A 25600-nucleotide genomic window follows, 5' to 3' on the forward strand; every position below is an offset into this window, starting at 1 on the left:
CCAGCCCGATTCCCCCACCACCGCAGTGGTTCCCTGTGGTTCGCGCCCCATGCTCCCGCCCGATGTGTCCGGTCGGTGCCGGGGCCGGCGCAGGCCGGCGTGGCCGGCGGCTCACGGACTTCGGGGGCTCCGGCGAGACCGGTCGATGTCGTGAGCGGTGAGGATGCCGCCGAGGTGGCCGCCGTCCATGACCAGGATGGGCAGGCCACCCCCGATGCCGAGGCGCTCCAGGACGGAGTTCAGCAGCTCGTCCGGCGCGGCGAGCGTGCACTGCGACACCGGGGTCGCCACATCCCGTACACGCAGCGACTCCCGCTGCCCGGACGGCACGGCGGCCAGTCGGCGCATCCGTACGACACCGCTGGGGTGGCCCTCGAAGTCCAGCAGCGGCAGCACCGAATGCCCCGCCCGGGCGGCCACCTCGGACAGGAAGCGGTCCACGGTCAGCCAGTCGGGACCGGCGACCACCGGACTGCTCATCGCCTCCGCCACCCGTACCCCCCGCAGGGCCATGAACAGCTCGGCCCACCGACGTTCGGCCGCGGCAGTGCCCGCCACGAACAGACCGATGACCATCAGCCACAATCCGCCCGCCATCCCCTTCACGAACGCCAGCCAGCCCACCGCGGCAAGCGCCATGCCGACGATCTGCCCGCTGCGCCCGGCCGCCCGCTGGGCCCGTTCGCGGTCCCCCGTACGCCACCACAGCAGGGCCTGCAGCACCCGGCCCCCGTCCAGGGGCGCGGCGGGCAGCAGGTTGAAGACGCCCAACAGCAGGTTCACGCCACCCAGCCAGCCCAGCACGGCAACCGGAACCCGCCAGCCCAGCGACGCCTCCACCCCGGCCGCCACGCCCACCCCGATCCCGCCGAGCAGCAGGCTGGCGAACGGCCCGCTGACGGCAACCGCGCATGCCGCCCCTGCCGTCGCCGGCCGGTCCATCCGGGTCAGTCCACCCAGCGCCCACAGCGTCACGTCCCGCACGGGTATCCCGGCCCTGCGGCCCGTCAGCGCATGCGCCATCTCATGCACCACCAAGCTCATCAGCAACAGCAGCGCGCCGACGACTCCGGCGGCCGCGTACACCACCGGCGCCTGGCCCGGCGCAAACCCGGGCATGGTCCGGCGGGCGAGGCCGTACGCGAAGAGGAGCATGATCAGCGGCACACTCCAGTGCGCCCGCAACACCACGCCCCGCACACTCCCGATCCGGAACGAACCCTTCATCGCCATCACCGCCGACCGGACACGTCGCGCGGCCACCGAACCGGCGAACCGCCCCCTTCATATGGTCCGCCACCGGCCCCCACGACCGGAAATGTCCGATGACACCCGGCCGCTAGGCCGACGCGGCCCGGGAACGGGCCAGGAGTCCTCGGCGGCGCCGCGATCGCCGCGCAGGCAGAAGTGGTGCTTCGGACCTACGGTGGCAGAGAAGTGGTGGTAGGCGGTGTTGCTGAGGAGGCGGCGATGGAAGAGCACTTCGTCTGGATCACGACGCGTCGTCTTCGGCCCGGCACCTTGGAGGACTTCGAGAGGGCATGGCGCCCCGCCCCCTACCCGCAGGGGCTGCGACGCGCCTTCGCGTACTGGTCCGAGGACGGGCAGGAGATCACCGGGGTGTCGTTCTGGGACTCCAAGGAAGCATGCGACACCTGGCGGGCCTCCGAGCCGGAGGCCCAGCGGCGTGCGGCCATGACCCCGTATGTCGTCGAGGAGCGGGAAGACTTCTACCGCGGCCGTGAACTCACGATCCCCCAGCCGTAGCCATGGGCGAGGGCCGCTGCGGTCCTGATGCCCGTCCACTCACACGGCGGCCGCATGGGCGACGCGGACGCCCATCGTCACCGCGGCCACTCCTCCGGTCGCCGAACCCGCCCCGCACCGAAGTTGCACGGTAGCGCCCCAACCGTGGCACGCGGACTCATGATCACTGGGACTGCGACTCACGACACCCTCGGCCGTAATGGCCCGCTCGGCGGACAGTCGGTCGCCCCATTCATTACCTTTACGCCCAGAACATATCTATCTGCCCGTCTCGGTCGCCTGCCAGGCCGCCGGGACGACGTACTTGCGGAAGGGACGCGCATGCTGCCCATCGGTTCGCTAGAGAACCTGCTGAGCGCCATCGGCGAGCAGGCCACCCGCAGTCTGCTCGCCATCGCCCCGTACGGTGGCGCAGACCACGCCCGGCGCAATGCCACGCAGGCTGCCGCTGCGGCCAGCGCGGAGCGACACGAGCGCGACGCCGTGTCCGCCTGCTGGCCAAACGTGACCTCGCCAGAGCGCAGCATCCCTGACCGCCGCGGCCAGGCTTGCGCCACCCACGCACGACCCTGATGCCTGCGGTGGCCCGACTCTGGCGCCGTCAGCCCTCACCGGGGTGGACCGCGGGGATGGGCATGCGGAGCCGGATTGCGCTCTCCTCAAGCGCCGCATTTTCCCCGGCCGGTTGGCAGGCTTCACGGAAAGCGCCGAAGACCCTTGGTTCTCCCCTGGCAACCGGCTCCACTGCGGCGTCATCCCAGCCCACCGACGAGGACACCGCGCAGGAATGTGGACACGCCGACCAGGCCGCCTCGACGGCCCGGCCGCACCCGTCCCGTAGCCTCGGCGCCGTGGCACTGACAGACGGAACCTACCGGCTCGGGCCCTCGACCGCCCGCCTGCTGATCAAGACAGGCCGTGCCGGGCTGGGCCGCAGAGCGGGGCACGACCTCACGATTGAGGCCGTCCGATGGTCCGGGGACGCGGTGTTGGTCGTCGGCGACCCGGACAGGTCGTCAGTGAGTGTGACGGTCGAGACAGGCTCGTTGGAGGTGCGGGAGGGAACGGGTGGGCTGAAGGCGCTCACCGATGCCGACCGGGCCCAGATCAAACGGACGCTGGCGGACAAGGCGCTGCTGCACGCCGCGGAACACCCCACGATCACCTTCCGTTCCACTCGCGTCACGGGAACTCCGCAGTCCTTCGAGATCACCGGGGACCTCACCATCAAGGGCCGGACCCGCCCGGTGACGGTGCACGGGAAGCGGAACGGGGACGGGCTGTTGCGCGGCTGGGCGATCGTCACGCAGTCCACCTGGGGAATCAAGCCATACACCGCATTCCTGGGAGCGCTGCGGCTGGCCGACGAGGTCCGAATGGAGTTCGAGGTGGCCCGGCTCGAACCGGCAGACGGGCCTCGGTAGCCGCCCGATGGCAGGACGAGGGTGCCGTAGCTGATCTGCAGAGCAGCGGCTGTCGTCGTGCCGGACGTGCCGATATCGTATGCGGTGGTCAGGTCGTTCGCCATGAGGTCCGAGCAGGCGGATCAGATCGGCGTCGGTCACCCGGTGACCACCCGGGACAGGGCTCGCGCGCTCACCGCGTTCGGGCTCAGGTGCATCGTGCCGCTCAGCGGCTGGTCGGCGACCACCACGAAGCGGACGTGCGGGACCAGTCCGGCAGCGAGGCGGGCGGCTACGGCGGAGCGTGCCGCGGTGCCGGTGGTGACGACCGTGGAGCAGCGTAGCTGGACCAGGGTGTTCACGTAGGCAACGGAGTTCGCTCCTGCGGGCAGACGGTAGCGCTGCACGACGACATTCGCGTCGCTCACCCTGGCCACTTTCTGCAGCGCCGCCCACGTGCCCGTCGCGCCCGCGTCCGTGGACGTCAGGAGGCAGACCCGAGTGGCGGTGTCCACGTGTGAGACCGGGGCCGGCGCCGTCCGACCGCCGTCCGCGCCCGAGTGGAGGAGCAGGGCTACAGTGCCGGTCGCAGCCAGTACCGCCACTGCTCCCGCGCCGACCACGGTCCACCGCCGCCTGCGAGGGAGATGGAGGGCCCGATCAGAAACCTTCAAGATCGCCGCCCTCGTCGAGCAGACGCCGCTCTTCCTCGCGCCATGATTCGAACGTGGCCGGAAGCTCCAGTTCGGCACCCAGCGGCGGGTGGATGTCTCCCCGCACCAGGCGGAGCAGGAACTCTGCCATTCCCATGTCGTACTCGTGGTCCCGACGGCGGTCTCTGGGCCGGAAGACCACTCGCCACTCGTCGGGCTCACCGGCACACCGCCATAGGAAGTCGTCACCAGCTTCGTTCGACGCCCAGGTCAACGTCCCGTGCACCGGCGGCCACTGAGCGCGGAAGAGCAGGTGGTCCACGAATGGATAGCCGTCGAAGGAGGGCGTGGAGATGCCGATCGAGTCGCTGATGGCACCCAGCCCGTACACCGCGACGAAGTCACGGTAGTCAGCCGGGAACTTCCATCCCGTATCAGCGTGCAGCGCATCCCAGTCGACCGTGTCGCCGCCATCCGGGGGCGGCAGCATAACGCGGCCCAGCTCTTCCACAGCCCAGTGCATGGTGTCCTCGTACCGTTCGGATCCGTTGGTCATGAGGTGGGGACGTCCCTGCCTGTGCGCGTGTCCACCACCGTGCCCAGGTTGCGCCAGCCCCGCGGCGTGTTCATCAGGTTGGGCACGCTGCGTGTCGTGGTTCCCACCAGGCTGCCGTCCCGGTCCCAGGTTGTGGCCGTCATCTCGTACGCCTGCGGCGTGACGCGGTTGCCCAGGTATGTGGGGTGTACGGAGTACAGGACCGTCTCACCCTTCTCCACTTGGGCCTGCACCTGGTTCTCGAATTGAACCATGTTGTCCATGGCTCCCAGGCCACCCCGCTCCGGGAAGGCGTTGGCGTCGCGGCCGCAGGTCGACAGGTTCCTCAAGTCGGTTCCGGAGCCGGAGAGCTGGCTGCCGAGGAGGTGGCAGTTGTTCACCGATACCTTGGGCACGGCGCCGAGGTGCCGGGCGTACCGCTGGGCCCAGGCGTATCCGGGCGGCCGAATGTCCTTGGTCGTGGCTGATCCCGAATGGTCGTCCAGATACTGATTGGTCAGACACGCCGTAACGCCTTGGGACCGGTCGCCGTGCGCCTCATCAGTGCCCTGATAGTCGACCCACCCGTCACCGTTCGCCGCGCAGGTCGACGACTCATCGTCTCGGGGAGCACAGGCGCCGGTGACCATACAGACTGCGGCCGTTGTCAGTCCGGCGGCGATGGCCGAGGCGGCGTTGCGGACCGAGTTGCCGATGTTGATCCCGACGGTCGGGGGTTCGGCGGCCGCCGAGATCGAGTGGACGGTGAGGGTGCCCTTGCCAATCGAGGCGGTGATCTTGATGGCGTTGGCGCGGATCGCGGCACGCCTGGCTGCTGCCGCGGCAGCGGCTGCGGCAGCGGCCTTGGCAGCCGCGGCGGCAGCGTCCGCGGCGCTGATGCCACCTCCCCCGCCGCAGGAGTAGCAGTAGCCGCTTCCTCCACCGCCGCCCCCTCCACCGCCGCCGGACGACCGGCCGCCGCTGCTGGAGTTGGTCCTGCCGTAGCGCTGCTGGCAGGACATCGACCAGACCTCGGCGCACATCCCGTAGCTGCTGGTCGCGGCGCTCGAGTGGCTTGCGGCGGAGGAGTGGCTGTGGGACGAGGAACTGGACGAGCTCCAGGAAGACAATGAGCTCAAGCCGTCGGAAATGCTCTGGGACAGAGCAGAGCAGTACTTGACGCAGGTGCCGATCAGGGCCGTGCCGAGGAGGTAGGCCCCGTAACCCTCACCGATACACAGGTCCTCCAAGCAGTGCCCGCTCGGGTCCGTCCCTGTGAGCGGCGCGTCATTCGCATACGCGTAGTCGTTGGCGTTGACGCTTTGGCCGACTGCCGGGTTGTCGACTGTGTCGGCGGAGTTGAAGCTCCCGGTGCCGGGGCTGTACCAGCGGGCGTGCATGTTGACGTTGCCGGTGGCCGAGTCGGTGAACTCGCCCTGGTAACCGACCGTTCCGGTGAGCGTGGAAGCGGTGGTGGTGCCCCAGGAGTCGTAGCTCGCGGAGCCGGCCAGTGTCGTTGCGTTCGCGGTGAACTGGCCGATGAGGTCGCCGTGCAGGTCGCTCAAGGCGAGGGTGGCTCCGGCCGCCGCCGAGGATTCGCCGGTCAGCGCGCCGGAGGGATCATGGCTGTAGGTGGTGGTGCCGTCAGAGGCGACGAGGTTGTCCGTGCCGGAGTAGGTGAGGGTCGTCGAGCCAGCCGTGATGGCGCGGCCCAGCGCGTCGTAGGTGTAGGACGTGGAGCCGGCGGTGATCTGCTGGCCGTAGGAGTCGAAGGTGTAGGCCGTCGCGTCCTTGGCGGCGAGGGTGCCGCGGGCCGTGTAGCTGTAGCTGTGGGTGCCGTCGGAGGTCAGCTGGTCGCGGGCGTTGTAGGTGTACGTCGTCGAGCCGGCTGTGAGGCGGTTGCCGTCGCTGTCGTAGGTGTAGCCGGTGGTGGTGGAGCCGGCGGTCCAGGACGTGAGGCGGTTGGCGTAGTCGTAGGCGTAGGTGTTCGCCGAGGCGCCTTGCACGCCGGTCGTGGTCTTGGAGGTCAGGTTGTTGTTCTTGTCGTAGTCGTAGGCGACCTTGGCGACCGTGCCGCCGGATGTGGTGGCCAGAGTGTCGGAGGTCAGGCGGTGCAGGGAGTCGTAGCCGAAGTTGCGCACGTCGCCCGAGCTGCCGTACGTGACCGACTTGGGCTGGGACAGTGCGTTGTACTGGGAGGTCAGCGTGATGCCGGTCGCCGCGTCGGTGTCGGTTTTCAGCCGTCCGTCGGTGTCGTAGGTGTAGCTGCTGGTGCCGGAGGCGTCGGTGCGGGTGAGCGGGGACTCGTCTGCGTTGTAGGTGAAGGACGAGCTGCCCGCCTGGCCGGAGGTGGTGAGGATGTCCCCGAGGGCGTTGGTGTCGTAGTACTCCGAGGTGTCGCCGACCGCGGAGGCCACCAGGTGACCATTGAGCGAGTAGGTGAAGTGGTGATCGGCGGTGGTGGCATCGGCACCCGTGCCGGTCTGCGCGGTCAGGTCGTCGAGGGCGTCGTAGGTGTTGGTGAGGGTGACGCCTCCGGGGTCGGTCTGCGTGACGAGCCGGCCGCGTTCGTCGTAGGCGTAGGTGGTGGTCCGGTCCGCCGCGCTGGTATAGCCGGTGACGGCCGGGACCTCCTTGCTCGCTGGCAGGCCGAGCGAGTTGTAGGTGGAGTACGTGGTGTCGCCGTTGCCGTCGGTGTACGCGGTCTGATGCCCGGAGGCGTCGTAGCCGAACTTCGTGGTGATGGAGACGGTGTCGCTGACCGGTTCGGTCTGCTGGGTCACCTCGCCCAGGGCGTCGTAGTCGTAGCTCGTGGTGTGCTGGCGGGCGTCGGTGACGGTCTTCAGGTACCCGTTGTCGGTGTACGTCGCCGACGTCGAGGACAGCACGGCTCCGGCGGTGTCCAGGTTCGCGGTGGCGGTCCTGCGGCCGGCCGCGTCGTAGGTGGCCGTCTGGGCGGTCTGGTCCGGCAGGACGGTCTTGATGACGTCGTCGCGCAGGTCGTAGGTGTAGGTCGTGGTGTCGCCGGTGGTGTCGGAGACGGTGTGGGTGCGGCCCAGTCCGTCGTAGGCATAACTGGCAGTGACGCCGCTGATGGAGGCCGTGCTCGCGACCCGGCCCGCGGTGTCGTAGGCGGTGTCGGTCTCCTGCTTCGTCTGGGCGCTGGTGGAGGTGTACACGTACGCCCAGGTGCTGCTGTCGCGGCCCAGGTCGTCGTAGGTGTGGTGAGTGACGGCGCCGTAGGGCGAGGTCTCGGTCAGGCGGTTGCCGGCCAGGTCGTAGGCGTAGGTGAAGGTGCCGCGCGTGTCGGTCCCGTTGATCGATATGGCCGGGTCGGTCTGCTGGACCAGGTCGCCCAACTGGTCGTAGGTGTTGTCGGTTTCGCCCTTGGCGTCGGTCTCGCTGAGGACGTCGCCCGCTGCGTCGTAGGTCCAGGCGGTGGTCGCCAACGTGCCGTTGTACGAGGGCAGCGTGGTGCCGGTCCTGCGGCCGTCGCGGTCGAAGGCGGTGGCAATGATGTGGCCGCCTGCGTCCTCGGCCTCGGTGCGGTCGCCGAAGGTGTCGTACCCGTTGAACGTGGTCGGGTAGACGGTGGTGGTATTGCCGGTGCCGGGTGTGGTGATGGTGATCGCCGGGCTCGTGGTGGTGGTCAGGCGGCCGGCCTCGTCGTTGGCGTAGTTGGTGACGTGGCTCTGGGCGTCGGTGGCGGTGAGCTTCAGGCCGCGTTTGTCGTAGGTCGCCTTGCTGGTGAGGGTGAGGGAGCTGGAGACGTACTGGGCGGCGGACTTCACGTCGCCGGCGGGGTCGTAGGTGTACGTCCACTTCTGGGCGGGGTCGCCCGCCGCGTCGGTCTGCGTCGAGGTCAGGACGCGGGAGTCGTCGTCGAAGGTGTACGTCGTGGTCCGGGCCACGGTGTTCGGGTCTTCGGTACTCGCCGTGGTGCGGTCGGCGGCGTCGACCGTGTACGTCGTGGTGAGGGTGCCGTTCGCCGTGGTCTTCGCGGTGAGGTTGCCCGCGTCGTCGTAGGCGTCCTGCTCGTTGACCGAGGTCGTCCCGGACGAGCCGGTGCTGGTGATCTGCTTGGTCAGGCCGTTGTCGTAGTAGCCGTACGTGATGGTGACGCCGATGCCGTCGGTGATCGTGTACAGGCGGCCGCCCGGGTCGTATGCCCGCTTCTCCCGTAGCTGCGGGGCAGCCGTCTGTGCGGTGGCCGAGGAGCCCGTGTAGTTGGTGAGGGTGGTGTTCAACACGTTGCCGTTAGCGTCATGGGTGAAGGCGTAGACCTGGCCGTCGGCGTCGGTCTCGGTCGCCTTGTTGCCATAGCTGTCGTACTCGTAGCGCGTGATGTGCTGCTCGGGGTCGGTGACCGTCTTTGGCTCACCGAAGTCGTTGTATGTGCTGGAGGTCGTGCGGGCGGTGTCCCCACCGGTGGTGTCGGAGACCGTGCTGGAAAGGGGTTTGCCGTCGGGGTCGTAGGTCTTGGTCGTCAGGGCCGTGTGCACGACGGCCTGGTTGACAGCGTTCGTCGTGCCCGGGTCGAGTTCGGTCAGGAGTCGGCCCAGCGGGTCGTAGGTGTAGCGGGTGACCAGGCCCGCCGGGTAGGTGTCGGAGATCTCGGTCTTCGTCAGCACCCTGCCGAGCTGGTCGTAGGTATAGCGGGTGACCAGGCCGAGGGGTGAGGTCGCCTGGGCGAGGTCACCGTTGGCGTAGTAGAGGTACGAGGTGCTCGCGCCGCCGGACGTGGTCGTGGACGCCAGCAGGCCGGCCGGGGCGGTGGTGCCGGAGACGTAGGCGGCCGTGGTGGAGGTCGTGTACGTCTTCTTCGTCGTCAGTCCGGCGCTGTGGCCGGTGACCGCCGGGGTCGTCGTGGTGAGCAGGTTGCCGTTGGTGTCATAGACGTTGGCGGTCTGGTAGGCGGTGTCCGTCGAGCTGGACGAGCGGCCGTCGGAGGAAGTCAGCAGCTGGTCGTTGCGCGGGTCGGTGTCGGAGGACGTGTTGAAGTAGTACGTGAAGAACGACGTCGAGCACTTGGAGGCCGATCGGTCCTGGCAGGACGTCCGGGACACCACGTCGCCGCGGGAGTTGTGGCCGGTGGTGGTCACGTTCCCGTTGCCGTCGGTGGTGGTGTAGAGGAACCCGGAGGTGTCGTAGCCGTAGGAGGTGGTGGCTCCGGTGCCGTCGGTGTCGGCCAGGATGCGGCCGCCGTCGGAGAGGTCGTAGGTGCTGGTGAGGGTGTTGTTGCCGGGGTCGGTGACGTCGACGGACTCGGTGGCGACGGTACCGGTGGACTGCTTGTAGGCGTTCCACTGGGTGGCGACCTGGGCGGACGTCAGATTGTGGTCGTAGAAGGCGACGTCGGAGATGGAGCCCTTGAAGTGACTGACGTTGCCCGGCGAGTCGATCCAGCTCTTGGCAAAGCCCGCGCCGATGTAGGTGATCGAGTTGGACTGGTCGGCCGGGGTACCGGAGAAGGTGTCCTGCTTGGTTCCGTCCAGGAACAGCGCCTGGCTGTCGACGTCGCAGCTGAGCACCGCGTAGTGCCACGCGTTGTCCGTGACCGTGCCCGTGGAGCCGAAGTCGGCGCCGCCCGAACCGCTCACGCTCCACCAGTGACCGCGCAGCTTGCCGTCCGAGCCCACGTACAGCACGGGCGTCCAGGAGCCTGAGGCATCCGCGGCCCCGTCGATCGCCACGGACTGGTCGCCGATCAGCACGCCGGAGGTGGATGTCTTGAACCAGATCCCCACAGAACGCTTGGTGCCGGTGTGCAGCAGGTCGGCCGGGACCGAGACGTACGAGCTCGTCCCGTCGAAGGAGGCGGCCGTGCTCGCGGAGCTGTCCTTCGCGCTGAATGGGCCGCTGACCCCGAGGGTCACGTTGTTGTACGTGCCGTCACCGCCGTTGACCTCGTCCGCGGCATAGACGGCCGAGCCGTCGGTGTTGTCGTCACCGAGCTGCCAGTAGCCGGCCGGGGCGGCGCCAAGCACCGCGCCTCGGAAGACCGCGCTGGAACCCGCGACGGTCGGCGTGCCGAGCTTCCAGCTGCCGCCGTGCTCGTCGGTGACGGAAGTGAGACGGTCGGCGTCGGTGTCGTAGGCAACCGCGGCCGTGGTGCGCCCCGCCGGACTCGCGGCCTTGGTGAGCAGGGCCGCGCTCGCCGTGCCCGACGCGTACAGGTCGTCGACCTGGGAGGCGGTGATCGGGTGACTGTAGAAGGAGACGTCGGAGATGGAGCCGGTAAAGTAGCTGACGTCGCCCGGCGAGTCGAGCCACGAGGTGGCGAAACCGGCGCCGATGTAGGTGTAGACGTTGTCCTGGTCGTCCGGAGTGCCGGAGAAGGTGTCCTGCTTCGTGCCGTCCAGATAGAGGGTCTGGGTACTGCCGTCGGAGCTGAGGACCGCGTGGTGCCACGCGTTGTCCGTGACGGTGCCGGTGGAGCCGAAGTCCGCGCTACCCGAGCCGCTCACGCTCCACCAGTGGCCGTGCAGCTTGTTGTCCGAGCCCACGTACAGCACGGGCGTCCAGGTACCGGAGGCGGCACTCGCCCCGGTGAGGCTCTTGGACTGGTCGCCGATCAGCACACCCTTCCTGGACGTCTTGAACCACAACGACAAGGCACGCGTGGTGCTGGCGTGCAGCAGCCCTGCCGGGACCTTCACGTAGCCCGTGCCCGCGAGGGTCGCGGCCTTCGCCGTGGAGCCGGTGAGCGGGCCGGTAGTGCCGCCCAGCGTGGCATTCTGGAAACTGCCCGCGTCGGTCTGTTCATTGGCCAGGACCGAGGAGGCGGCCATAGTGCTGCCCGACGGCTCGTCCAGGCGCCAGTAACCGCTGGGGCCGGCGTCCAGAGCGGCGGAAGGGTAGTTGGACCCGTCGATATAGATGTACGCGTAGCAGGACGTCGACGCGGTGGACGGGCTCGTGGTGGAAGGAGGGCAGACGGAGGTGAGCCGGTCGCCGGTGTAGCCGTACGTCCACAGGGCGGCGGTGGTCGCGTCGCCGCTGGTCGCGGCATCGGTGGTGACCGTCTGCACGTGGTAGTGGGCGGCCCCGGAGGGCTTGGCCCAGACGAAGGTCAGGGTGCGCCCGGAGACGTCGTTCTTGACGGTGGCGAGCCGGTGCGAGGAGTCGTAGGTGAGCGACTCGGTCAGCCCGGCATGCGTCTTGATCTGCGACAGCAGCCATATGTTGGTGCCGCCCGAGGTGCCGAAGGTGTACGTCGTACCCGAGGTCTCGGTCAGCGAGTAGCCGGACGTCAACGCCTTGAAAGTGCCGTACGTGCCGGTGGGCGGGGTGTACCCGGAGGACGAATAGCCCCAGCGCTCCTGCTTGCCGCCGTCATCGGTGACCACCACGCTCTTGGAACCGTCGTCGTCCATCACCGCCCGCATGTCGGCCAGCGCCGACCAGCCCGCACCGAAGGCGCCCGCGGTACTGGTGTCCAGGGAGTTATAGGAGCGGGTCACCTCCAGGGAGGGGCCGACAGTGGAGACGGAGGCGTCCGTAGCGGAGGTGGTGTAGTTGCCGGCTTCCTCGTCGTAGCCGTGACCGCCGTTCTGCGCCAGCCGGGAAGCTACCAGCGGCTGCGCCACCAGCGTCGACAAGGGCTGGCTGCTGCTGGTGGTAGTCGACCAGCCATCGTTCGCCGACACCGTCCAGTAGTACGACGTCGACCAGTCCAAATCCCCCGACGGCACGGTCCACTTGGTGGAGGACTGCCAGCCGGAGGTGTCGATCTGCTTGCCCGCCGAGGAGTAGACCGCGAAGTCATACTTCAGGGGCGATGTGGGCCAGGAGTCCGGGTCGACGGCCTTGACCTGCAGCTGCGGGCGCAGGGACGGCGAGGTGAAGTTCGCCTTCGGATAGGTGTGTTCGATGTCCGGCGCGGAGTTCTTGCTGTAGGTCACCGTGACGTACGGCGCGTGCGAGTCGACCTGGGAGGAGTCGAACTTCTTCCACTGGCTGGAGCTGGTCGCCGAGGAGAACACGGACAGGCCGTAGTTGTTGGTCTGACCCAGGGCGATCTTCTGCAAGTAGTCCGTATCCAGGTGAGTGGTCTGCCACTGACCCGTGCCGGTGGACACCGAGGTGTTCCCGCACACCGTGTCGGACACCGTGCCCGACCAGGTACCTATGGAGGCGGACGTCGCCGGCCGGTTCGACCAGGACTTCTGGCCGGTCACCCACCATTGCTCCGTGATCGGGTACACGTTGTACGACGTGGATGAGTTGCACGTGTACGCCCACACGTCGAACAGATGCAGGTCGGCGCCGGTGATGTGGTAACCGTCGGTGTCTGGCAGCCCGAGGAACTTCATGAACGCCTGGCCGATGTACGAGCCGCCGTCCGGCGTACCGACGCGCATGATCGTGTCCGACGAATAGTCCGCGGTGTTCGGGTAATAGACGTACGTCGTGAGGGTCTGGCCGGCGGTCGACACCGTCATCGTCGGGTCCACCGTCACCGGGAAGTGAATCGAGGAGCCGGCGAGCCAGGAGGGATCCAGCGACATCTTCACAGCCGGGGTGCCGTCGACCTCGGTGACGCTGTACGTCATGCCCCAGTTGTCGTGGGACTCACCGGTGGCAGGATCGACGTAGGAATCGCGGGCGAACGGCTGCGGCAGGGTCGCCGCGACCGCACCGCTGCCGTCCACCAGCTCCACCGTGCCGTCCGAGGCCGCGGTCAGGGTGAGACCCTTGAGGGTCATCGGGAAGACCCAGTTGGTCGGCGCGTCGGCCGACGTCAGAACCAGGGACTCCTTCACACCTTCGGCGGTCGGCGCGAGCACGAGGTTGGTGTCAGTGAGGACGCCGTCGTACTCGACGGAGGAGCCGGAGGCGGTGCCGGTCACGGCGTTCGCACCCGCCAACGACCAGGAGACCGACTCTGAGTCGGAGATGGTCAGCGTCGCCAGGTCCGCTTGCGCCGAGGAGCCCGCGCTGACGGTCGGATCGGGCGAGGGGGTGGGGTCGTCGGCCTGGACGGCGGAGGTCGTCCTCCAGGGCAGCGAGGACGTGAAGGCGGCAGGTACGACCGAACCGCCGTTGCCCCGCAGGGCGGACTGTGTGACGCCGGTCGCCGCCGCTCCCGTCGCCGCCGTGGCGGGCGCAAGGGACACCTTCAAGGAGTTGGCCTTCTCGTGCCAGCGGCCGTCATCGCCCTTCGCCACACGGGTGTCGATGGACTTCCACGTCCCGGACATGTCCTTGAAGTTGATGCGGGACTGCGACATCTTCCGGGAGAAGGACCCGTCGGCGTTCTGGTAGTAGTCGAACGTCGCGCCGGACTTGGCGGCCACGCGGTTACTCGTCTTCACGTCGAAACCCACCGGCACCTTGCCGGAACGTTTCTTCTCGGCCTGGATACTCGGCGCCTTCCAGGCAGCCAACTGCCCCTTACCCCTGCCCGGCGCGCGCCCGGAGGGGTGCCCCCGGCCGGCCTTCGCGGCGTGCACGTCGCGCGCCGAGCCGGTCTTCGACCGCGGGCCCGAACCGTCCGAACCCGCCAGCCACTTCCACACAGAGTCCAGCCCGGCACCCAGGGAGGAGGACGGCCGCGTCGCCGCGTAGGCCGCGCCTCCCTCCTGAGCCCAGAAGGACAGCAGCAACGGCACCACGGCCAGCCACACACGCCACCGCGACAGCGGACGCACCCCACCCACCGAACCTTTACACATCGCACCACGACAGGAACAGCCGATGCGTCAGGTCGTCCCCTTGATCACGCAGGCTGTGACGCAAGTTGTAAGCGCCGCGTGAAGGGAGAGACAAGATCTCTTGTGACGACCCGGAGTATTCCTTTGCCGCCCTTATGGACGACCCACCGGGATGCCGTCTTCCGTTCACCGTTCCGCCGCTCAGACGCGGTGCGCCGCGGGTCTGTACGGTCTTCGGCTCTTACAAGATTTTCGTAGCCGGTGATCGCCATGGACTCTGAGGTCAGCTGAGCAGGATGCGGGGGGTGTCCGGCGCGGCCGTAGGTCTGCCGCTTGATCAGCTTGATCTTGTTGTTGACGCCCTCGGTGCGGCCGTTGTGCCAGGGCAGGGTGAGGGCGGCGTCGACGGCCGCGCGGTCGCGCTCGAGGCCTGTGGCGTAAGAATGCATGAAAGGCAGGTCCGCTGCCCGGACCTGGGCGATCCAGCCGGTCAGCGCCGCGGCGTTGGCCTCGTCTGGAGTTGGCAGAGTGGCGAAGTCGCGCACCGAGGCGGCCAGGGCGGTCATCTCCGAACAGGCTCTGGTGAGCTGGTCACGCAGCAGCCGCTTGTCTTCACCCAGGTGGGCGGGGGCGGTGAGCAGAAGCCGGGCGACCCGGCGCGGGGAGAGGGTGGCGTGGTCGGCCTCGACCCGCCCTTGGGTGACGTAGCGGACCAGGAGGTTCGCGCTGCCGGTGTAGCCCAGCTCCCTGATCGCGCGTAGGAGGTGGGTGACGGGCACCGCGGGGTCCTCGCTTCGACGCCGGCGCAGGTGGTCGCGGTAGGGGTCAACCAAGGTGGGCCGGTACTGCGGTGCCCGGACCATGCGTTCGGGCTCGCTGTGGCGGGCGTAGCGCTTGACGGTATTCAGGGTGAGATCCAGTCGGCGGGAGCTCCAGCAGGCCGACGCCGGCGTACAGCAGCTGGTGGACCTGCTGCCACCGCTCGCGTGTGGTCTACGCACGCGTGCCCTCCCGTAGTGGCGGGCCGGCCTTGGCCCAGCAGGCGCTGTGGGCGCCGACTTCCTTCAACGCTGCCTCGGCCAGGCCGTGCCACAGATGCCAGCGGTCGCAGACCTGCACGATCGTGGGGTCGGCGTCGGTGGTGGCCTGGGCGAAACCCCCGGCCCCGGGCGGTATCGGCCGATGGCTATGTCACACCAGAGTGCAAGCGGACGCAGTAGGCGGCACCCCTCTCTCTTGTCGGCTTCGACCGCTGAGTGGCACCGGGCGGCCACCCAGTCCGAGGGACCGCATCGGTCAAGATCCGGACCATTCCCGGGCCAGCAATCCCGTCAAAGCCGAGACGGGCGCTGCTTGCGCTGGTCAGCGATGCGCTGCCTGTGTACCACCAGCAGACCAACAACCTGCTGGCTGCCGTTCACCCGCCCTGAAGCAGAGCCTGGCTTGCCGACAAGCCTCTTCCGAGACCCGTCGCTGCAGCCACACCCCCCCCCATAGCGGTCCGCCCAAGGGGTGAGTACGGCCGCAGCGGCATGCCGGGGGCATTGGGGGATTCCCACAAAAGCCCCCTCGTCACGGACTTCTCCTCCCCGTCGTCGCCCAGGCGCTTGGGGGCGCCTTGCCCCAGCACAAGCCACCGAAGCCAGCATCGGCCTGGCCTGCACGCGAGCGGTAGGTCCGGGGGCAGGCGCTCCAACAGCTGCGACACCAACGCAATGACGCTGACGCCCCGTCAGGAAGGTCAGCATTGGGTCAGCATTAGGCTGACTAAACCCGCCCACAGATGGCCAGACATGAGAACGCAAGGCTGTCCATCGATGGACTTCGCAGGGGCGATCGACCTCTCGGGGAAACGGGGTGCCGAGCGGGGGCCGCCGCGTCCCGCGAGAGGCCTGCACTAGAGCTTTAACCCCAGGTCAGCGCACCCTTCCGCGCGGTTTCAGTGGTACAGGCGGGAGTTCGGGAGCGCGCAGTGGAGCCCCGTCGTACCCCACCACCTCACCGAATCGGGAGCCCGTCATCCAGTCCGAACGGGCCTGTGCGATATCCTCGGTGGACCGTCCGATGAAGTTCCACCACATGACAAGCTCCTCCTCGAACGGCTCGCCGCCCAGGAGCATGAGGGACGCGTCCGACTCGGCGCGCAGGGGAAGTTCGGTGCGACCGCAGCCGAGGTAGAGCATGGAGCCCGGGAGCACCGGTACGCCGTCGACGTGCGCCTCGCCGGACATGGACAGGACGGCGTACTCGAAGTCGGGCTCCAGCGGCAGTCGTACGTCGGTGCCGCTCGCGAGGGACAGGTCGGCGCCGACGATCGGGGTGTACGTCGTGCCGGGCGAGGTCGTGCCGTCGACGGTGCCCAGGATGAGCGTGGCCTTGAGGCCGGCGGCCGTGACGAGGGGCAGCTCGGCGTGGTGCTCGAAGTGCGGGTCGGTGTGGCGGTGGCTGTCGGGGAGGGCGACCCACAGCTGCGCGCCGTGCAGGAAGCGGGCGTGCGACTTGGGGCTCTCCTCGGAGTGGCTGATGGCCTTTCCGGACGTCATGAGGCCCAGTTCGCGCGAGCGGATCGTCTGGAGGCTGCCCGTGGAGTCGCGGTGCAGCACCTCGCCCTCGTGGAGCCAGCTGACGGTCTGGAGTCCCATGTGCGGGTGCGGCGGGACCTGCATACCGGGCTCGTCGGCGATGTCGTCGGGCCCGTAGTGATCGACGAAGCACCACGCGCCGATCATGCGGCGGCCCAAGTTGGGCAGCAGGCGGCGGACTTCGGTGGACTCGCCGAGCTTGACCCGACGGGGACTGAGGAGTTCACGCACCGGCTCGGCCACCACGAAACCGCGGCCACCGCACAGCGCGGGAACTGCCTCGCGATCAAGATTGCTCATGGCCCACAACCTAGCCCCGTCGGGGACCGTCCGTCAGGCCGTCCTCCCTCCGCTGGGCTCCCCCGGATTCCCCTGGGCTCCCCCGGACGGAGGTACTCGGGCTGGAGTCGGTGCGGTCCTAGGGCTGCGGGCGGAGGTCGGTAGGGCGTTGGTCGGGGACAGTGCGAAATAGTAGCCATGGACATAGTAGCCATGTATGGTTTTTCTTATGAGTTCGACATCCGAGCACGCGACCCCCGGCTTTCTCGTCTGGCGCCTGTCCACGAAGTGGCGCGTGGCCGTCGACCGGGCGGTCGCGCCGCTGGGCCTGACCCACGCCCAGTACTCACTGGTCGCGTCGCTGTACGGGATGCACAGGGCCGGACGGCGGCCGAGCCAGCGTCAGCTCGCCGATCACACCGGACTCGAACCGCTCTACGTATCGAAGCTGGCCCGCGCCCTGGAGACGGCCGGTGTCGTCGACCGGACGCGGGATCCCGCCGATCCACGCGCGATCCGGCTGTCGCTCACGGAGGACGGACGTGAGGTCGCGCGGCGCGCGATCGGGGTGGTCCAGGGGCTGCTGGAGCAGCTCCTCGAACCGCTCGGCGGGCTCGGCGGCGAGCGCACGAAGGCGTTCAGCCGCGAGCTGGCGACCCTGCTCGACGTACCACTCGATGCGCCGATAGATGCACCTCTCGACGCACCACTCGATGCGCCGATCGATGCACCTCTCGACGCACCACTCGACACACATCTCCATTCGCATCCTGCCGAGGAGCAGCCATGAGCATTCCCACTCCCCCGGTCAACGGCCAGGTCATAGGACTGGCCCACTACGCGAGCCGCGCAGCCCTGGAGGCTGTGCTGGCGCGTGCCGGAAGCACCTTCAACCAGTCGGTGGCACTGCGGGCCGTCTCGGACCAGGGCGGCACCGTCGAGCGCGACCGGCTCGTGGGGCGGCTGACCGGGGCACTGAAGATCGAGGAGTCGGTGGCCGAGGAGACCGTCACGGAGATGACGGCCCTCGAGCTGCTGACGGAGGCGGACACCTCGCTGGTGTCGCTCACCGAGCACGGCCGTGAGGTGTTCGAGGAGATCCGCACGGCCGGGAACGAGATCGCGGCCCGGCTGTACGCGGGCATCCCGGCCGAGGATCTGGCGACGGTGGGGCGTGTGCTGACCCTGGTGACGGAGCGGGCCAACGCGGAGCCGGCCGGCGCATGACGCCCACGGGGGCAAGGTAGTGGAATATTCAACCATCGAGTGAGGTTCTGGCAGTCGAAGGAGGTCAGCAGTGGACACGAAGTACTACGACCAGGGGACGGCCGCGGAGCGCTGGGAGCGGGCGCAGCTGTTCTTCGACGCCAAGGACTACGCCGGAGCGGCGCGCGTTCTGGGGGGCCTTGTGGACGAGGTGCCGGAGCAGACCGGACCGCGGCTGCTGCTGGCCCGCGCGTACTACCACTCGGCCCAACTGCGCCGCGCCGAGACCGAGTTGCGCGCGCTCGTCGAGCGTGACCCGGTGGAGCACTACGCCCGGCTGATGCTGGGGCGCACGCTCCAGCGCCAGGGGCGTGACGACGAGGCCGAGTCGCACCTGCGGATCGCCTCCGCGCTCGCGGGTGACTTCGAGCAGGTGTGACCGCCCTTGAGGGTGCGACCGCCCCTTGGGGTGCGATCGCCCGCTGAGGACGTGAACGTCTCCCGGGGCATGCACGTCGCCCGAGGGCGTGAGCGTCGCCGAGAGCACGACGAAGAGGCCGGGTGCCGGAGCGCCGTGGCTGGTCATCCAGGTGACCGGCGACGGCCACGGCACCCGGCCTCCGCCGTGTCACGCCGCGCGCGGCTCCACCAGCCGTGCCAGCAGGTCGTCCAGGCTGACCAGGCCGGTCAGCCGCCCCGTGTCATCGCGTACGACGGCGAGGGAGGCTCGGTGCAGGCGGAGCTGTTCGACGGCGTGGGCGACCGTGTCGTGCGGTGACAGCTCCGGGACGGGGCGGGCCAGGTCGCGGGCGACCGCGGACCGGCCCTGCGCGCGGGCGACCAGCGCGTCACGGGCGTGCACCGAGCCGAGGACCGTGACGCCGTCGCGGACCAGCAGGCGGGTGCGGTCGCTGTCCCCGGCGACGCCCAGTACGGCGTCGATCGCCGCGTCGGCGGGGACCGAGGTGATCCGGTCGGCCGGGATCTGGAGCTCCCCGACCGGGTGCTGCGGCTCGGTCAGCGAGCTGGTGATCAGCTCGGAGTCCTCCTTGCTGATCAACCCGAGCCGCTCCGACTCCTCGACGAGGTGGGCGAGTTGCTCGCGGTTGTGGACCGAGGTCAGCTCGTCGCGCGGAGTGACCCGGCAGAGCCGGACCAGCGCGTTGCTCACCTTGTTCAGCCCCACGATCAGCGGGCGCACCGCCCGGGTCAGGGCCCGGAAGGGCGGCGTGAGCAGCATGGCGGAACGCTCGGGGTGCGCGATGGCCCAGGACTTGGGGGCCATCTCGCCGACCACCATGTGCAGGAACACGACGACGAACATCGCGAGCGCGAAGGACACGCCGTAGCTCAGGCCGCTGGGCAGGCCCGCCTTGTGGAGCAACGGGTCGAGTTCGTGCGAGATCGCGGGCTTGGACACCGAGCCCAGGCCCAGCGTGCACACGGTGATGCCCAGTTGGGCGCCCGCGAGCATCAGTGACAGCTCGCGCATTCCGGCCAGCGCGGCCCTGGCACCGCGTTGCCCGGCCGCCGCGGCCCGTTCCAGCCGGTGCCGCTTGGCGGCGACCAGCGCGAACTCGGCGGCCACGAAGAACCCGCTGCCGATCAGCAGCACTACGGTCACGAAGAGCGCCATCGAGAAACTCATGCCTGCTCCTCCGCACTGTCCACACGGTGGATACGGTCCATGCCGCCCACCTCGTCCACGCCATCCGCGCCGTGCACGCCGTCCATACCGTCCGTACGGTCCTTCGCCGGCAGGCGTTCCAGGCGGACCCGTTCCGGTACGTGGCGGTCCAGGGCCTGTACGTCGATCGAGACGCGGCCTCCGTCGGGCAGTTCGACGATGACGCGGTCCGCGATGGCGGGGAAGCGGCCCAGGCGGTCGACGATCAGCCCCGCCACCGTGTCGTAGTCGTCCTCCTCGGGCAGGTCGATGCCGGTCGCCGCGGCGACCTCGTCCAGTCGGCGGCCGGCGTCGACGAGCCAGCCATCGCCGTCGGCGACCGCGATCTCCTTGACGGTGTCGGTCTCGTCCGCGATGTCGCCGACGAGTTCCTCGGCGATGTCCTCGTAGGTGACGACGCCCGCCACGCCCCCGTGCTCGTCGAGGACGACGGCGAACTCGTCGTCGTACGCCCGCATCTGTGCCACGGCCTCGGGCAGCGGCAGGGTGTCGGGCAGCAGCAGGGGTCTGCGGCCGAGCGCGCCGGCCGTCGTGCGGGTGAGCCGGTCGGCGGGCAGCCGCATCAGCTCCCGTACGCCCAGGACGGCGGTGATGTCGTCCGGGTGGTCGCCGAGGACGGGGTAGTTCGAGTGTCCGTGCTCGGCGATCAGCTGGACGGCCTCCGTGGCCGTCGCGTCCTTGCGGACGAAGACGGCGTCGGCGCGCGGCACCATCACCTCGTCGAGGGTGCGGTCGGAGAACTCCAGGGCGTGGTCGAGGAGATCGGCGGTCTCGCGCGGCAGTTGCCCGTGCTCGTGCGACTCGCCGATGAGATGGCCGAGCTCCTCGAGGGTCGCGCCGTGGTGGAGTTCCTCGACGGGCTCGATGCCGACCTTGCGCAGCAGCTTGTCGGCGGCGCCGTCGAAGAGCCGTACGACCGGGCCGACGACCTTCAGATACGCGAGCGTGGAGCTCGCCAGGGCCTTCGCGAGGCGCTCCGGGACGGCCAGGGCCAGGTTCTTGGGGGCCAGTTCGCCCAGCACCATCTGGAGCACGGTCGCGAACGCGAAGGCCAGGACCACCGAGATGCCCGTGACCGCGCCGTCCGGGATGCCGATCCCGGTGAGGACGGGCGTGAGCAGGGCGGACATGGACGGCTCGGCGAGGAAACCGACGACCAGACCGGTCACGGTGATGCCGAGTTGGGCGCCCGACAGCATGAAGGACAGCCGCTCCAGCACCTTCAGGGCGCGGGTGGCCCGTCGGTCGCCCGCTGCCGCTTCCCGCGCGAGCGCGAGGCGGTCGGCGGCGACGTACGCGAACTCCTGGGCGACGAAATAGCCGGTGCCCGCGGTCAGGACGAGGACGGCCAGCAGGCCGAGTGCGGCACTCATCGAACACCACCCCGCTGTGTGCCGCGATCAAGAGAAATCAGGCGGGGTGGTCCGGGACTGTGTCCCGGGGGGTCCGTCGGTCTGGCGGACAAGGAAGCGCTCCTCTGGGTCGGTCTGTACCCAGGGAAACGATTCTGTTCGCAAACGAGTTCCCGCCACCGATGTTCTTTCTACACGGCTGTAGGAACCCCGAGGAGTGGTGGCGGAGCCACAGAGGGGTAGTGACGGAGCTACAGCGGAGTGGTGGCGAAGCTACAGCGGCGTGGCCGCGCGCAGGATCAGGACCATCGTCACGGCCGAGTTCGCCGACGACATGGCGGAGACGAGCGTGCCGACCGCGGCGCCCCAGGCGGCCAGCCCCACGGACGTGAACACGGACGGCCGGCTGCGGGCCACCGGAGCGGGGCGCAGCAGGGCGGCGACCCGGCGCGGCACAGGGCCCGCGGACGCGAATCCGGCGAAGCCGGTGAACGCGGCGAACGCCGGCACCGAGCCCCCGCCCGGCAGCAGGGCCGCCTTGCCGATCGCCCGCGCCACCACCGTGCGGTTGCCGACCGACCGGGCCGCGTCCTCGTCCGCCCACCGCTCCGTGGTGTAGACGACGGTCGTACGCAGCGGTCGCAGGAACGGGTTGGCGCGCGCCGCGAGTCGTACGGCGAGCAGGTGGCGGTGGTGAGCGGCCGTCAGGTGGGCCCGCTCGTGCGCGAACAGGGCACGGCGCTCAGGCGAGGTGAGGCCGCGCAGCAGGGCCGTGGTGACCACCACGCGGTCGCGGCGTCCGCCGGGGAGGGCGTAGGCGTAGGGCTTCTCCTCGGGGAGTACGACCACGGAACGGCCGGGCAGTCCGGCGAGCGCCCGCCGCGCGCGCTGGGTGACCCGGCGGTGGCGCCACAGGGTGCGCGCGCAGACCACGAGGACCAGGACCAGGGCCGGGATCGCCGCCTTGCCCGCGATCTCGTCGTGCGGGACGGCCGCGCGGACCTCCGCGTCGGACCAGCCGTCCGGGAGCGGGTTGCCGGGCAGTTGCGCGGTCCCGACGACCATCAGCAGGGCCAGGCAGAGTGTGCTGCACAGGGCCATGACGGTGGCGACCGCCGTCAGCAGCCGGGTGGCCGTACGCGGATGCAGATGCAGTTCGGCGAGGCGTGCCACCGGCCAGGCACTGAGTGGCAGGACGAGCGGCAGAAAGACGAAGACCCCCATGAGACGTCAGTCTTCCGTATCGCCGGGCGCCCCATCGGTGCCATCCACCACATCGGCCCCGCCCTCCGTATCAGCCCCGCCTGACGCAGCGGCACCGTCTGACACTTCGGACCCATCTGACGCAGCAGCCCCGTCCGTCGCGTGGGCCGTCTCCAGGAGCGCGCGCAGGACCTGTTCGTCGTCCGGTGGCAGCGCGGTGACGAAGCTGGCGAGGACGGCCTCGCGGTCGCTCTCGCCGTCGAGAAGCCGGCGCATCTTGAGCGCGGCCAGGCCCGCGACGTCGGCGGTGGGCCGCCACACGAAGGAGCGTCCGCGTCGTTCGCGGGCCACCGCGTCCTTGGCGAGCAGCCGGGTCAGGATGGTGACGACGGTGGTGTAGGCGAGGTCGCCGCCGAGTCGTTCCTGCACCCAGGCGGCGGTCACCGGGGCCTCCGCCTCACGCAGCGCACCGAGCACCTGGCTCTCCAACTCGCCCTGCCCGCGGCGCCTGGAAGGCCGGTGCGGGTCCTCGCGGTTGCGCTGCGCCATGTCCGTCTCCCTCCGGCGTTCCCCTACCTGATCACGCTACCTGGCCTCCATGGGTGCGCTTGCCACGGCGGTACGCGATCTCGCCGAGGACGACGTCCACGGCGACGAACACCGCGAGCGGGATGCCGAGCAGCGGGACGAAGTAGCCGAGCACGGCGACGGCCGCCATGAGCGGGACGAGGATCTGCGGCGGGACCTGCTGCCAGGCGCCGCGGGGTATGGGGCGGCCGAACGCGGAGGCACGGCCGCGCTGCCACCACATGCGGTAGCCCCACACGATCAGCAGGACCAGACCGAGCGCGAGGGCCATCAGGGCGATCTGGTTGAGGAGACCGAAGAGGACGCCGCTGTGGGCGTCGATGCCCCAGCGGGTCAGCTTGGCGAGCAGCGGGTAGTCGGCGAAGCGGAGTTCGTCGGTGACCTTGCCTGTCGTCGGGTCCACGGCGACGGAGTCCTGCTTCTCGGGCCAGCTGCGCTGGATCTGCTTGACCACGTACGCGGTGGAGGCGTCGGCGGGTACGACGATCTCGACGGGGTCGCCGAGCCCCTCGGCGCGGGCGGCCGCGAGGATCTTGTCGAGGTCCTGGGGCGTGGTCGTGGCCGTGGTGCCGTCGGACCCCGTGCCGGTGTGGCCCGCGTGCTCGCCGCCGGCCGCCACCGACGCGGACACCGAGGGGGTCGCCTGGCCGAGCGAGGTCCTGAGTTCGTCGATGTTGGCGCCGGCATAGGTCGACCAGGTGAGTCCGGTCGCCGAGAGGAAGAAGAACCCGGCCGCCGCCCACACGCCGACGGTGCCGTGCAGACCGAGGGTGCGGCGGCGCCCGGAGGTGCCCCGCACCTTGCGCTGGGCTCGCCGCCGGGCGAACCACAGCACCAGCCCGCCGGCCGCGATGACCCACAGCCAGCTCGCGGCGAGTTCGCTGTAGAGGCGGCCGTTCTCGCCGAGGTGCAGGTCACGGTGGAGCTCGTCGATCCAGGTGCGCAGCGGGAGCGCGCCGGTGGAGCCGTACTGCTCCAGCGATCCGCGCACCTTCGCGGTGTACGGGTCGACGAACACCGCGAGCGTGTGGCCCTCGCCGACGCCAGGGACGCCGGAGAGCAGCACCCTGGTCGTCGCGTCCGCCTCCGGCGACGGTCGTACGGCGGAGACTGCGCCCTGCGGGTGGGCCTTGCGGGCGGCGGCCACCTGCTCGGAAACCGGAAGCTTGTGGTCGCCGACCGGGACGGTCAGCTCATGCGCGTACACGATCTTCTCGGCCTGGTACGAAGCGGCGTACAGGAAGCCGGTCAGGGCCGCGACCAGCAGGAACGGGGCGACGAGTATTCCCGCGTAGAAGTGCAGGCGCAGGATCAGGGGGCGCAGCGGTGCCTTTCTGGTGGGGGCCGGGGCGACGGGTTTGGGGGACTCGTCCGTCGTGGTCGTGGGAGCGGTGGACATGGGCGGGCTTCTCCGGTCGGACGGGGATGGGAATGCGGACGGAAGCGGGGACAGGGGTGGGGACGGGAACGGGGACGGGAACGGGGACGGGCGTGGACTCGGGTCGTGGGCCGGGGAGTTGGGCTCTCGGCCTGAGTGGTCCGTGGTGGTCCAGAAGTCGGGGCGCGTTGGCGTCGAGTTCCCGGGACACCCTGTGGTGTGAGTCACACGTACGGACGCGTGGGGACCCGGGGGATGCCCCTGGCGCCGCCTCGCTTGGCGCGATCCGTCTTGGCATCCTGGCGCGATGGCATCCGAACGTGACCCCAGCGCCTCTCGCCCCCTGAGCGACCTGGTCGAGGAACTCCTCGCCCATGAAGGCCCGTTGCCCATCGTCGCCGCCGGGGACCCGGTGCTGCGCCGCCCCGCCGAGCCCTTCGTCGGCCAGCTCGACCCGGGGCTCCTGACCCGCTTCGTCGCCGCCCTGCGCGCCACCATGCACGCGGCGCCGGGCGTCGGGCTCGCGGCACCGCAGGTCGGCGTGCCCCTGCGGATCGCGGTCATCGAGGATCCGGCGCCGGTCTCCGAGGAGGTGCGGGTGGTGCGCGGGCGGGTGCCGCAGCCGTACCGGGTGCTGGTGAATCCGTCGTACGAGGGGGTGGGCGCGGGGCGGGCCGTGTTCTTCGAGGGGTGTCTGAGCGTGCCGGGGTGGCAGGCCGTGGTGGCCCGGCACGCCGAGGTGCGGCTGACGGCGCTGGACGAGCGGGGCCGGGCGATCGACGAGGTCTTCACGGGGTGGCCCGCCCGGATCGTCCAGCACGAGACGGATCACCTGGACGGCATCCTCTACCTCGACCGTGCGGAGTTGCGCTCGCTGTCTTCCAACCAGGCGATGGCGGAACGCTGGACGCAGCCGACGCCTGCGGAGGCCGCCGCGACACTGGGCTTCGCCCTGCCCGACTGAGGGCGCGCGCCGCGAGGGCCTGAGGCGAAGGGTGTCCGGCAGCGGGAGCGACGGGGGGCCGCCTTGGGGGCGGCCCCGGCGGTCCGGGCGCGACCGACCTGGCTGAGAACGGGACGCCCTCCGGGCCCGGCGCCGGAGGCCGGCCCGGCTGACGCGGCCGGAGGGGCCGTTGGCGGCCGGCCCCGGAAGGCCCGGGCCCAAACCGACCCGGAGCCCGTACGGCCGGCCCCGTCGGCCTCAGCCGCGCCACCTCGGACGGCCCGGGCCTGGAGCCACCGAGGCTCGGACGGCCACCGTCGGCCCATCAATCCCAGGCGCCCGAGGCCCAATCCCCGGGGGCCGAACCG

General features: G+C 69.9%; 17 protein-coding genes and 1 pseudogene. 7 read left to right on the top strand and 11 right to left on the bottom strand.

Annotation, left to right across the window (positions count from 1 at the left end; genetic code table 11):
• Positions 1-111: 111 nt before the first annotated feature.
• Complete coding sequence (locus tag ACFVWD_RS22910) at positions 112-1227, bottom strand: site-2 protease family protein (RefSeq protein ID WP_389598502.1); 1116 nt, start codon at positions 1225-1227, stop codon at positions 112-114.
• A gap of 243 nt (positions 1228-1470) precedes the next feature.
• Here ACFVWD_RS22910 and ACFVWD_RS22915 point away from each other — a divergent pair, with 243 nt between their 5' ends.
• The 3 genes from ACFVWD_RS22915 to ACFVWD_RS22925 all read left to right on the top strand — a co-directional run bounded on the left by ACFVWD_RS22915 (position 1471) and on the right by ACFVWD_RS22925 (position 3191).
• Positions 1471-1767, top strand: a complete 297-nt coding sequence (locus ACFVWD_RS22915; RefSeq protein WP_389598504.1) for a hypothetical protein — start codon at positions 1471-1473, stop codon at positions 1765-1767.
• A 321-nt stretch (positions 1768-2088) separates the two neighbouring features.
• Complete coding sequence (locus tag ACFVWD_RS22920) at positions 2089-2340, top strand: hypothetical protein (RefSeq protein ID WP_389598505.1); 252 nt, start codon at positions 2089-2091, stop codon at positions 2338-2340.
• A gap of 278 nt (positions 2341-2618) precedes the next feature.
• On the top strand, positions 2619-3191 hold the full coding sequence (locus tag ACFVWD_RS22925; RefSeq protein ID WP_257040613.1) for a YceI family protein: 573 nt from the start codon (positions 2619-2621) through the stop codon (positions 3189-3191).
• A 137-nt stretch (positions 3192-3328) separates the two neighbouring features.
• On the opposite strand, the gene ACFVWD_RS22930 is transcribed toward ACFVWD_RS22925, so the two are convergent.
• The 5 genes and pseudogenes from ACFVWD_RS22930 to ACFVWD_RS22950 all read right to left on the bottom strand — a co-directional run bounded on the left by ACFVWD_RS22930 (position 3329) and on the right by ACFVWD_RS22950 (position 16896).
• Positions 3329-3685: a hypothetical protein gene (locus tag ACFVWD_RS22930; protein ID WP_389598507.1), complete on the bottom strand. Its 357-nt coding sequence runs from the start codon at positions 3683-3685 to the stop codon at positions 3329-3331.
• Positions 3686-3830: 145 nt separating this feature from the next.
• Positions 3831-4346, bottom strand: coding sequence for a hypothetical protein (locus tag ACFVWD_RS22935; RefSeq protein WP_389598509.1), 516 nt, complete (start codon positions 4344-4346; stop codon positions 3831-3833).
• A gap of 29 nt (positions 4347-4375) precedes the next feature.
• Positions 4376-14011 (bottom strand): LamG-like jellyroll fold domain-containing protein, encoded by a 9636-nt coding sequence (locus tag ACFVWD_RS22940; RefSeq protein WP_389598510.1) that lies wholly within the window; start codon positions 14009-14011, stop codon positions 4376-4378.
• A gap of 311 nt (positions 14012-14322) precedes the next feature.
• Positions 14323-15181 (bottom strand): annotated as a pseudogene (locus tag ACFVWD_RS22945) (transposase); the annotation flags it as partial.
• A 749-nt stretch (positions 15182-15930) separates the two neighbouring features.
• On the bottom strand, positions 15931-16896 hold the full coding sequence (locus ACFVWD_RS22950) for a pirin family protein (RefSeq protein WP_389598512.1): 966 nt from the start codon (positions 16894-16896) through the stop codon (positions 15931-15933).
• Between the two features lie 208 nt (positions 16897-17104).
• On the opposite strand from ACFVWD_RS22950, the gene ACFVWD_RS22955 reads away from it, so the two are divergent.
• The 3 genes from ACFVWD_RS22955 to ACFVWD_RS22965 all read left to right on the top strand — a co-directional run bounded on the left by ACFVWD_RS22955 (position 17105) and on the right by ACFVWD_RS22965 (position 18520).
• A complete protein-coding gene (locus tag ACFVWD_RS22955; protein WP_389598513.1) occupies positions 17105-17665 on the top strand; it encodes a MarR family winged helix-turn-helix transcriptional regulator in 561 nt (186 codons plus the stop codon).
• Positions 17662-18102 carry a MarR family winged helix-turn-helix transcriptional regulator gene (locus tag ACFVWD_RS22960; RefSeq protein WP_389598515.1) on the top strand — a complete coding sequence of 147 codons (441 nt, stop codon included), beginning with the start codon at positions 17662-17664 and terminating at the stop codon, positions 18100-18102. Before ACFVWD_RS22955 ends, ACFVWD_RS22960 begins: the two co-directional genes overlap by 4 nt.
• 70 nt (positions 18103-18172) lie before the next feature.
• Positions 18173-18520, top strand: coding sequence for a tetratricopeptide repeat protein (locus ACFVWD_RS22965; protein WP_389598517.1), 348 nt, complete (start codon positions 18173-18175; stop codon positions 18518-18520).
• A 189-nt stretch (positions 18521-18709) separates the two neighbouring features.
• Here ACFVWD_RS22965 and ACFVWD_RS22970 read toward each other — a convergent pair whose 3' ends face one another.
• From ACFVWD_RS22970 to ACFVWD_RS22990, 5 genes are all read right to left on the bottom strand, one after another.
• Positions 18710-19729, bottom strand: coding sequence for a hemolysin family protein (locus ACFVWD_RS22970; protein WP_389598519.1), 1020 nt, complete (start codon positions 19727-19729; stop codon positions 18710-18712).
• Complete coding sequence (locus ACFVWD_RS22975) at positions 19726-21141, bottom strand: hemolysin family protein (RefSeq protein WP_389598521.1); 1416 nt, start codon at positions 21139-21141, stop codon at positions 19726-19728. Before ACFVWD_RS22975 ends, ACFVWD_RS22970 begins: the two co-directional genes overlap by 4 nt.
• A gap of 252 nt (positions 21142-21393) precedes the next feature.
• The gene (locus ACFVWD_RS22980) at positions 21394-22344 is read right to left on the bottom strand and encodes a M56 family metallopeptidase (RefSeq protein ID WP_389598522.1); all 951 of its coding nucleotides are present in this window, start codon (positions 22342-22344) and stop codon (positions 21394-21396) included.
• Between the two features lie 6 nt (positions 22345-22350).
• The gene (locus ACFVWD_RS22985; RefSeq protein WP_389598524.1) at positions 22351-22872 is read right to left on the bottom strand and encodes a BlaI/MecI/CopY family transcriptional regulator; all 522 of its coding nucleotides are present in this window, start codon (positions 22870-22872) and stop codon (positions 22351-22353) included.
• Positions 22873-22903: 31 nt separating this feature from the next.
• A complete protein-coding gene (locus ACFVWD_RS22990) occupies positions 22904-24310 on the bottom strand; it encodes a PepSY-associated TM helix domain-containing protein (protein WP_389598526.1) in 1407 nt (468 codons plus the stop codon).
• A 286-nt stretch (positions 24311-24596) separates the two neighbouring features.
• Here ACFVWD_RS22990 and ACFVWD_RS22995 point away from each other — a divergent pair, with 286 nt between their 5' ends.
• A complete protein-coding gene (locus tag ACFVWD_RS22995) occupies positions 24597-25253 on the top strand; it encodes a peptide deformylase (RefSeq protein ID WP_389598528.1) in 657 nt (218 codons plus the stop codon).
• Positions 25254-25600 lie beyond the last annotated feature (347 nt).

The sequence above is a fragment of the Streptomyces sp. NPDC058086 genome, assembly GCF_042885015.1.
GTDB lineage: Bacteria > Actinomycetota > Actinomycetes > Streptomycetales > Streptomycetaceae > Streptomyces.

Excerpts from the sequence above, each read along its gene's own strand:
- ACFVWD_RS22960 (WP_389598515.1), top strand. The coding sequence starts at position 17,662 with ATGAGCATTCCCACTCCCCCGGTCAACGGCCAGGTCATAGGACTGGCC.
- ACFVWD_RS22955 (WP_389598513.1), top strand. The coding sequence starts at position 17,105 with ATGAGTTCGACATCCGAGCACGCGACCCCCGGCTTTCTCGTCTGGCGC.
- ACFVWD_RS22935 (WP_389598509.1), bottom strand. The coding sequence starts at position 4,346 with ATGCACTGGGCTGTGGAAGAGCTGGGCCGCGTTATGCTGCCGCCCCCG.
- ACFVWD_RS22980 (WP_389598522.1), bottom strand. The coding sequence starts at position 22,344 with ATGGGGGTCTTCGTCTTTCTGCCGCTCGTCCTGCCACTCAGTGCCTGG.
- ACFVWD_RS22970 (WP_389598519.1), bottom strand. The coding sequence starts at position 19,729 with ATGAGTTTCTCGATGGCGCTCTTCGTGACCGTAGTGCTGCTGATCGGC.
- ACFVWD_RS22985 (WP_389598524.1), bottom strand. The coding sequence starts at position 22,872 with ATGGCGCAGCGCAACCGCGAGGACCCGCACCGGCCTTCCAGGCGCCGC.
- ACFVWD_RS22910 (WP_389598502.1), bottom strand. The coding sequence starts at position 1,227 with ATGAAGGGTTCGTTCCGGATCGGGAGTGTGCGGGGCGTGGTGTTGCGG.
- ACFVWD_RS22995 (WP_389598528.1), top strand. The coding sequence starts at position 24,597 with ATGGCATCCGAACGTGACCCCAGCGCCTCTCGCCCCCTGAGCGACCTG.
- ACFVWD_RS22915 (WP_389598504.1), top strand. The coding sequence starts at position 1,471 with ATGGAAGAGCACTTCGTCTGGATCACGACGCGTCGTCTTCGGCCCGGC.
- ACFVWD_RS22920 (WP_389598505.1), top strand. The coding sequence starts at position 2,089 with ATGCTGCCCATCGGTTCGCTAGAGAACCTGCTGAGCGCCATCGGCGAG.
- ACFVWD_RS22990 (WP_389598526.1), bottom strand. The coding sequence starts at position 24,310 with ATGTCCACCGCTCCCACGACCACGACGGACGAGTCCCCCAAACCCGTC.
- ACFVWD_RS22975 (WP_389598521.1), bottom strand. The coding sequence starts at position 21,141 with ATGAGTGCCGCACTCGGCCTGCTGGCCGTCCTCGTCCTGACCGCGGGC.
- ACFVWD_RS22950 (WP_389598512.1), bottom strand. The coding sequence starts at position 16,896 with ATGAGCAATCTTGATCGCGAGGCAGTTCCCGCGCTGTGCGGTGGCCGC.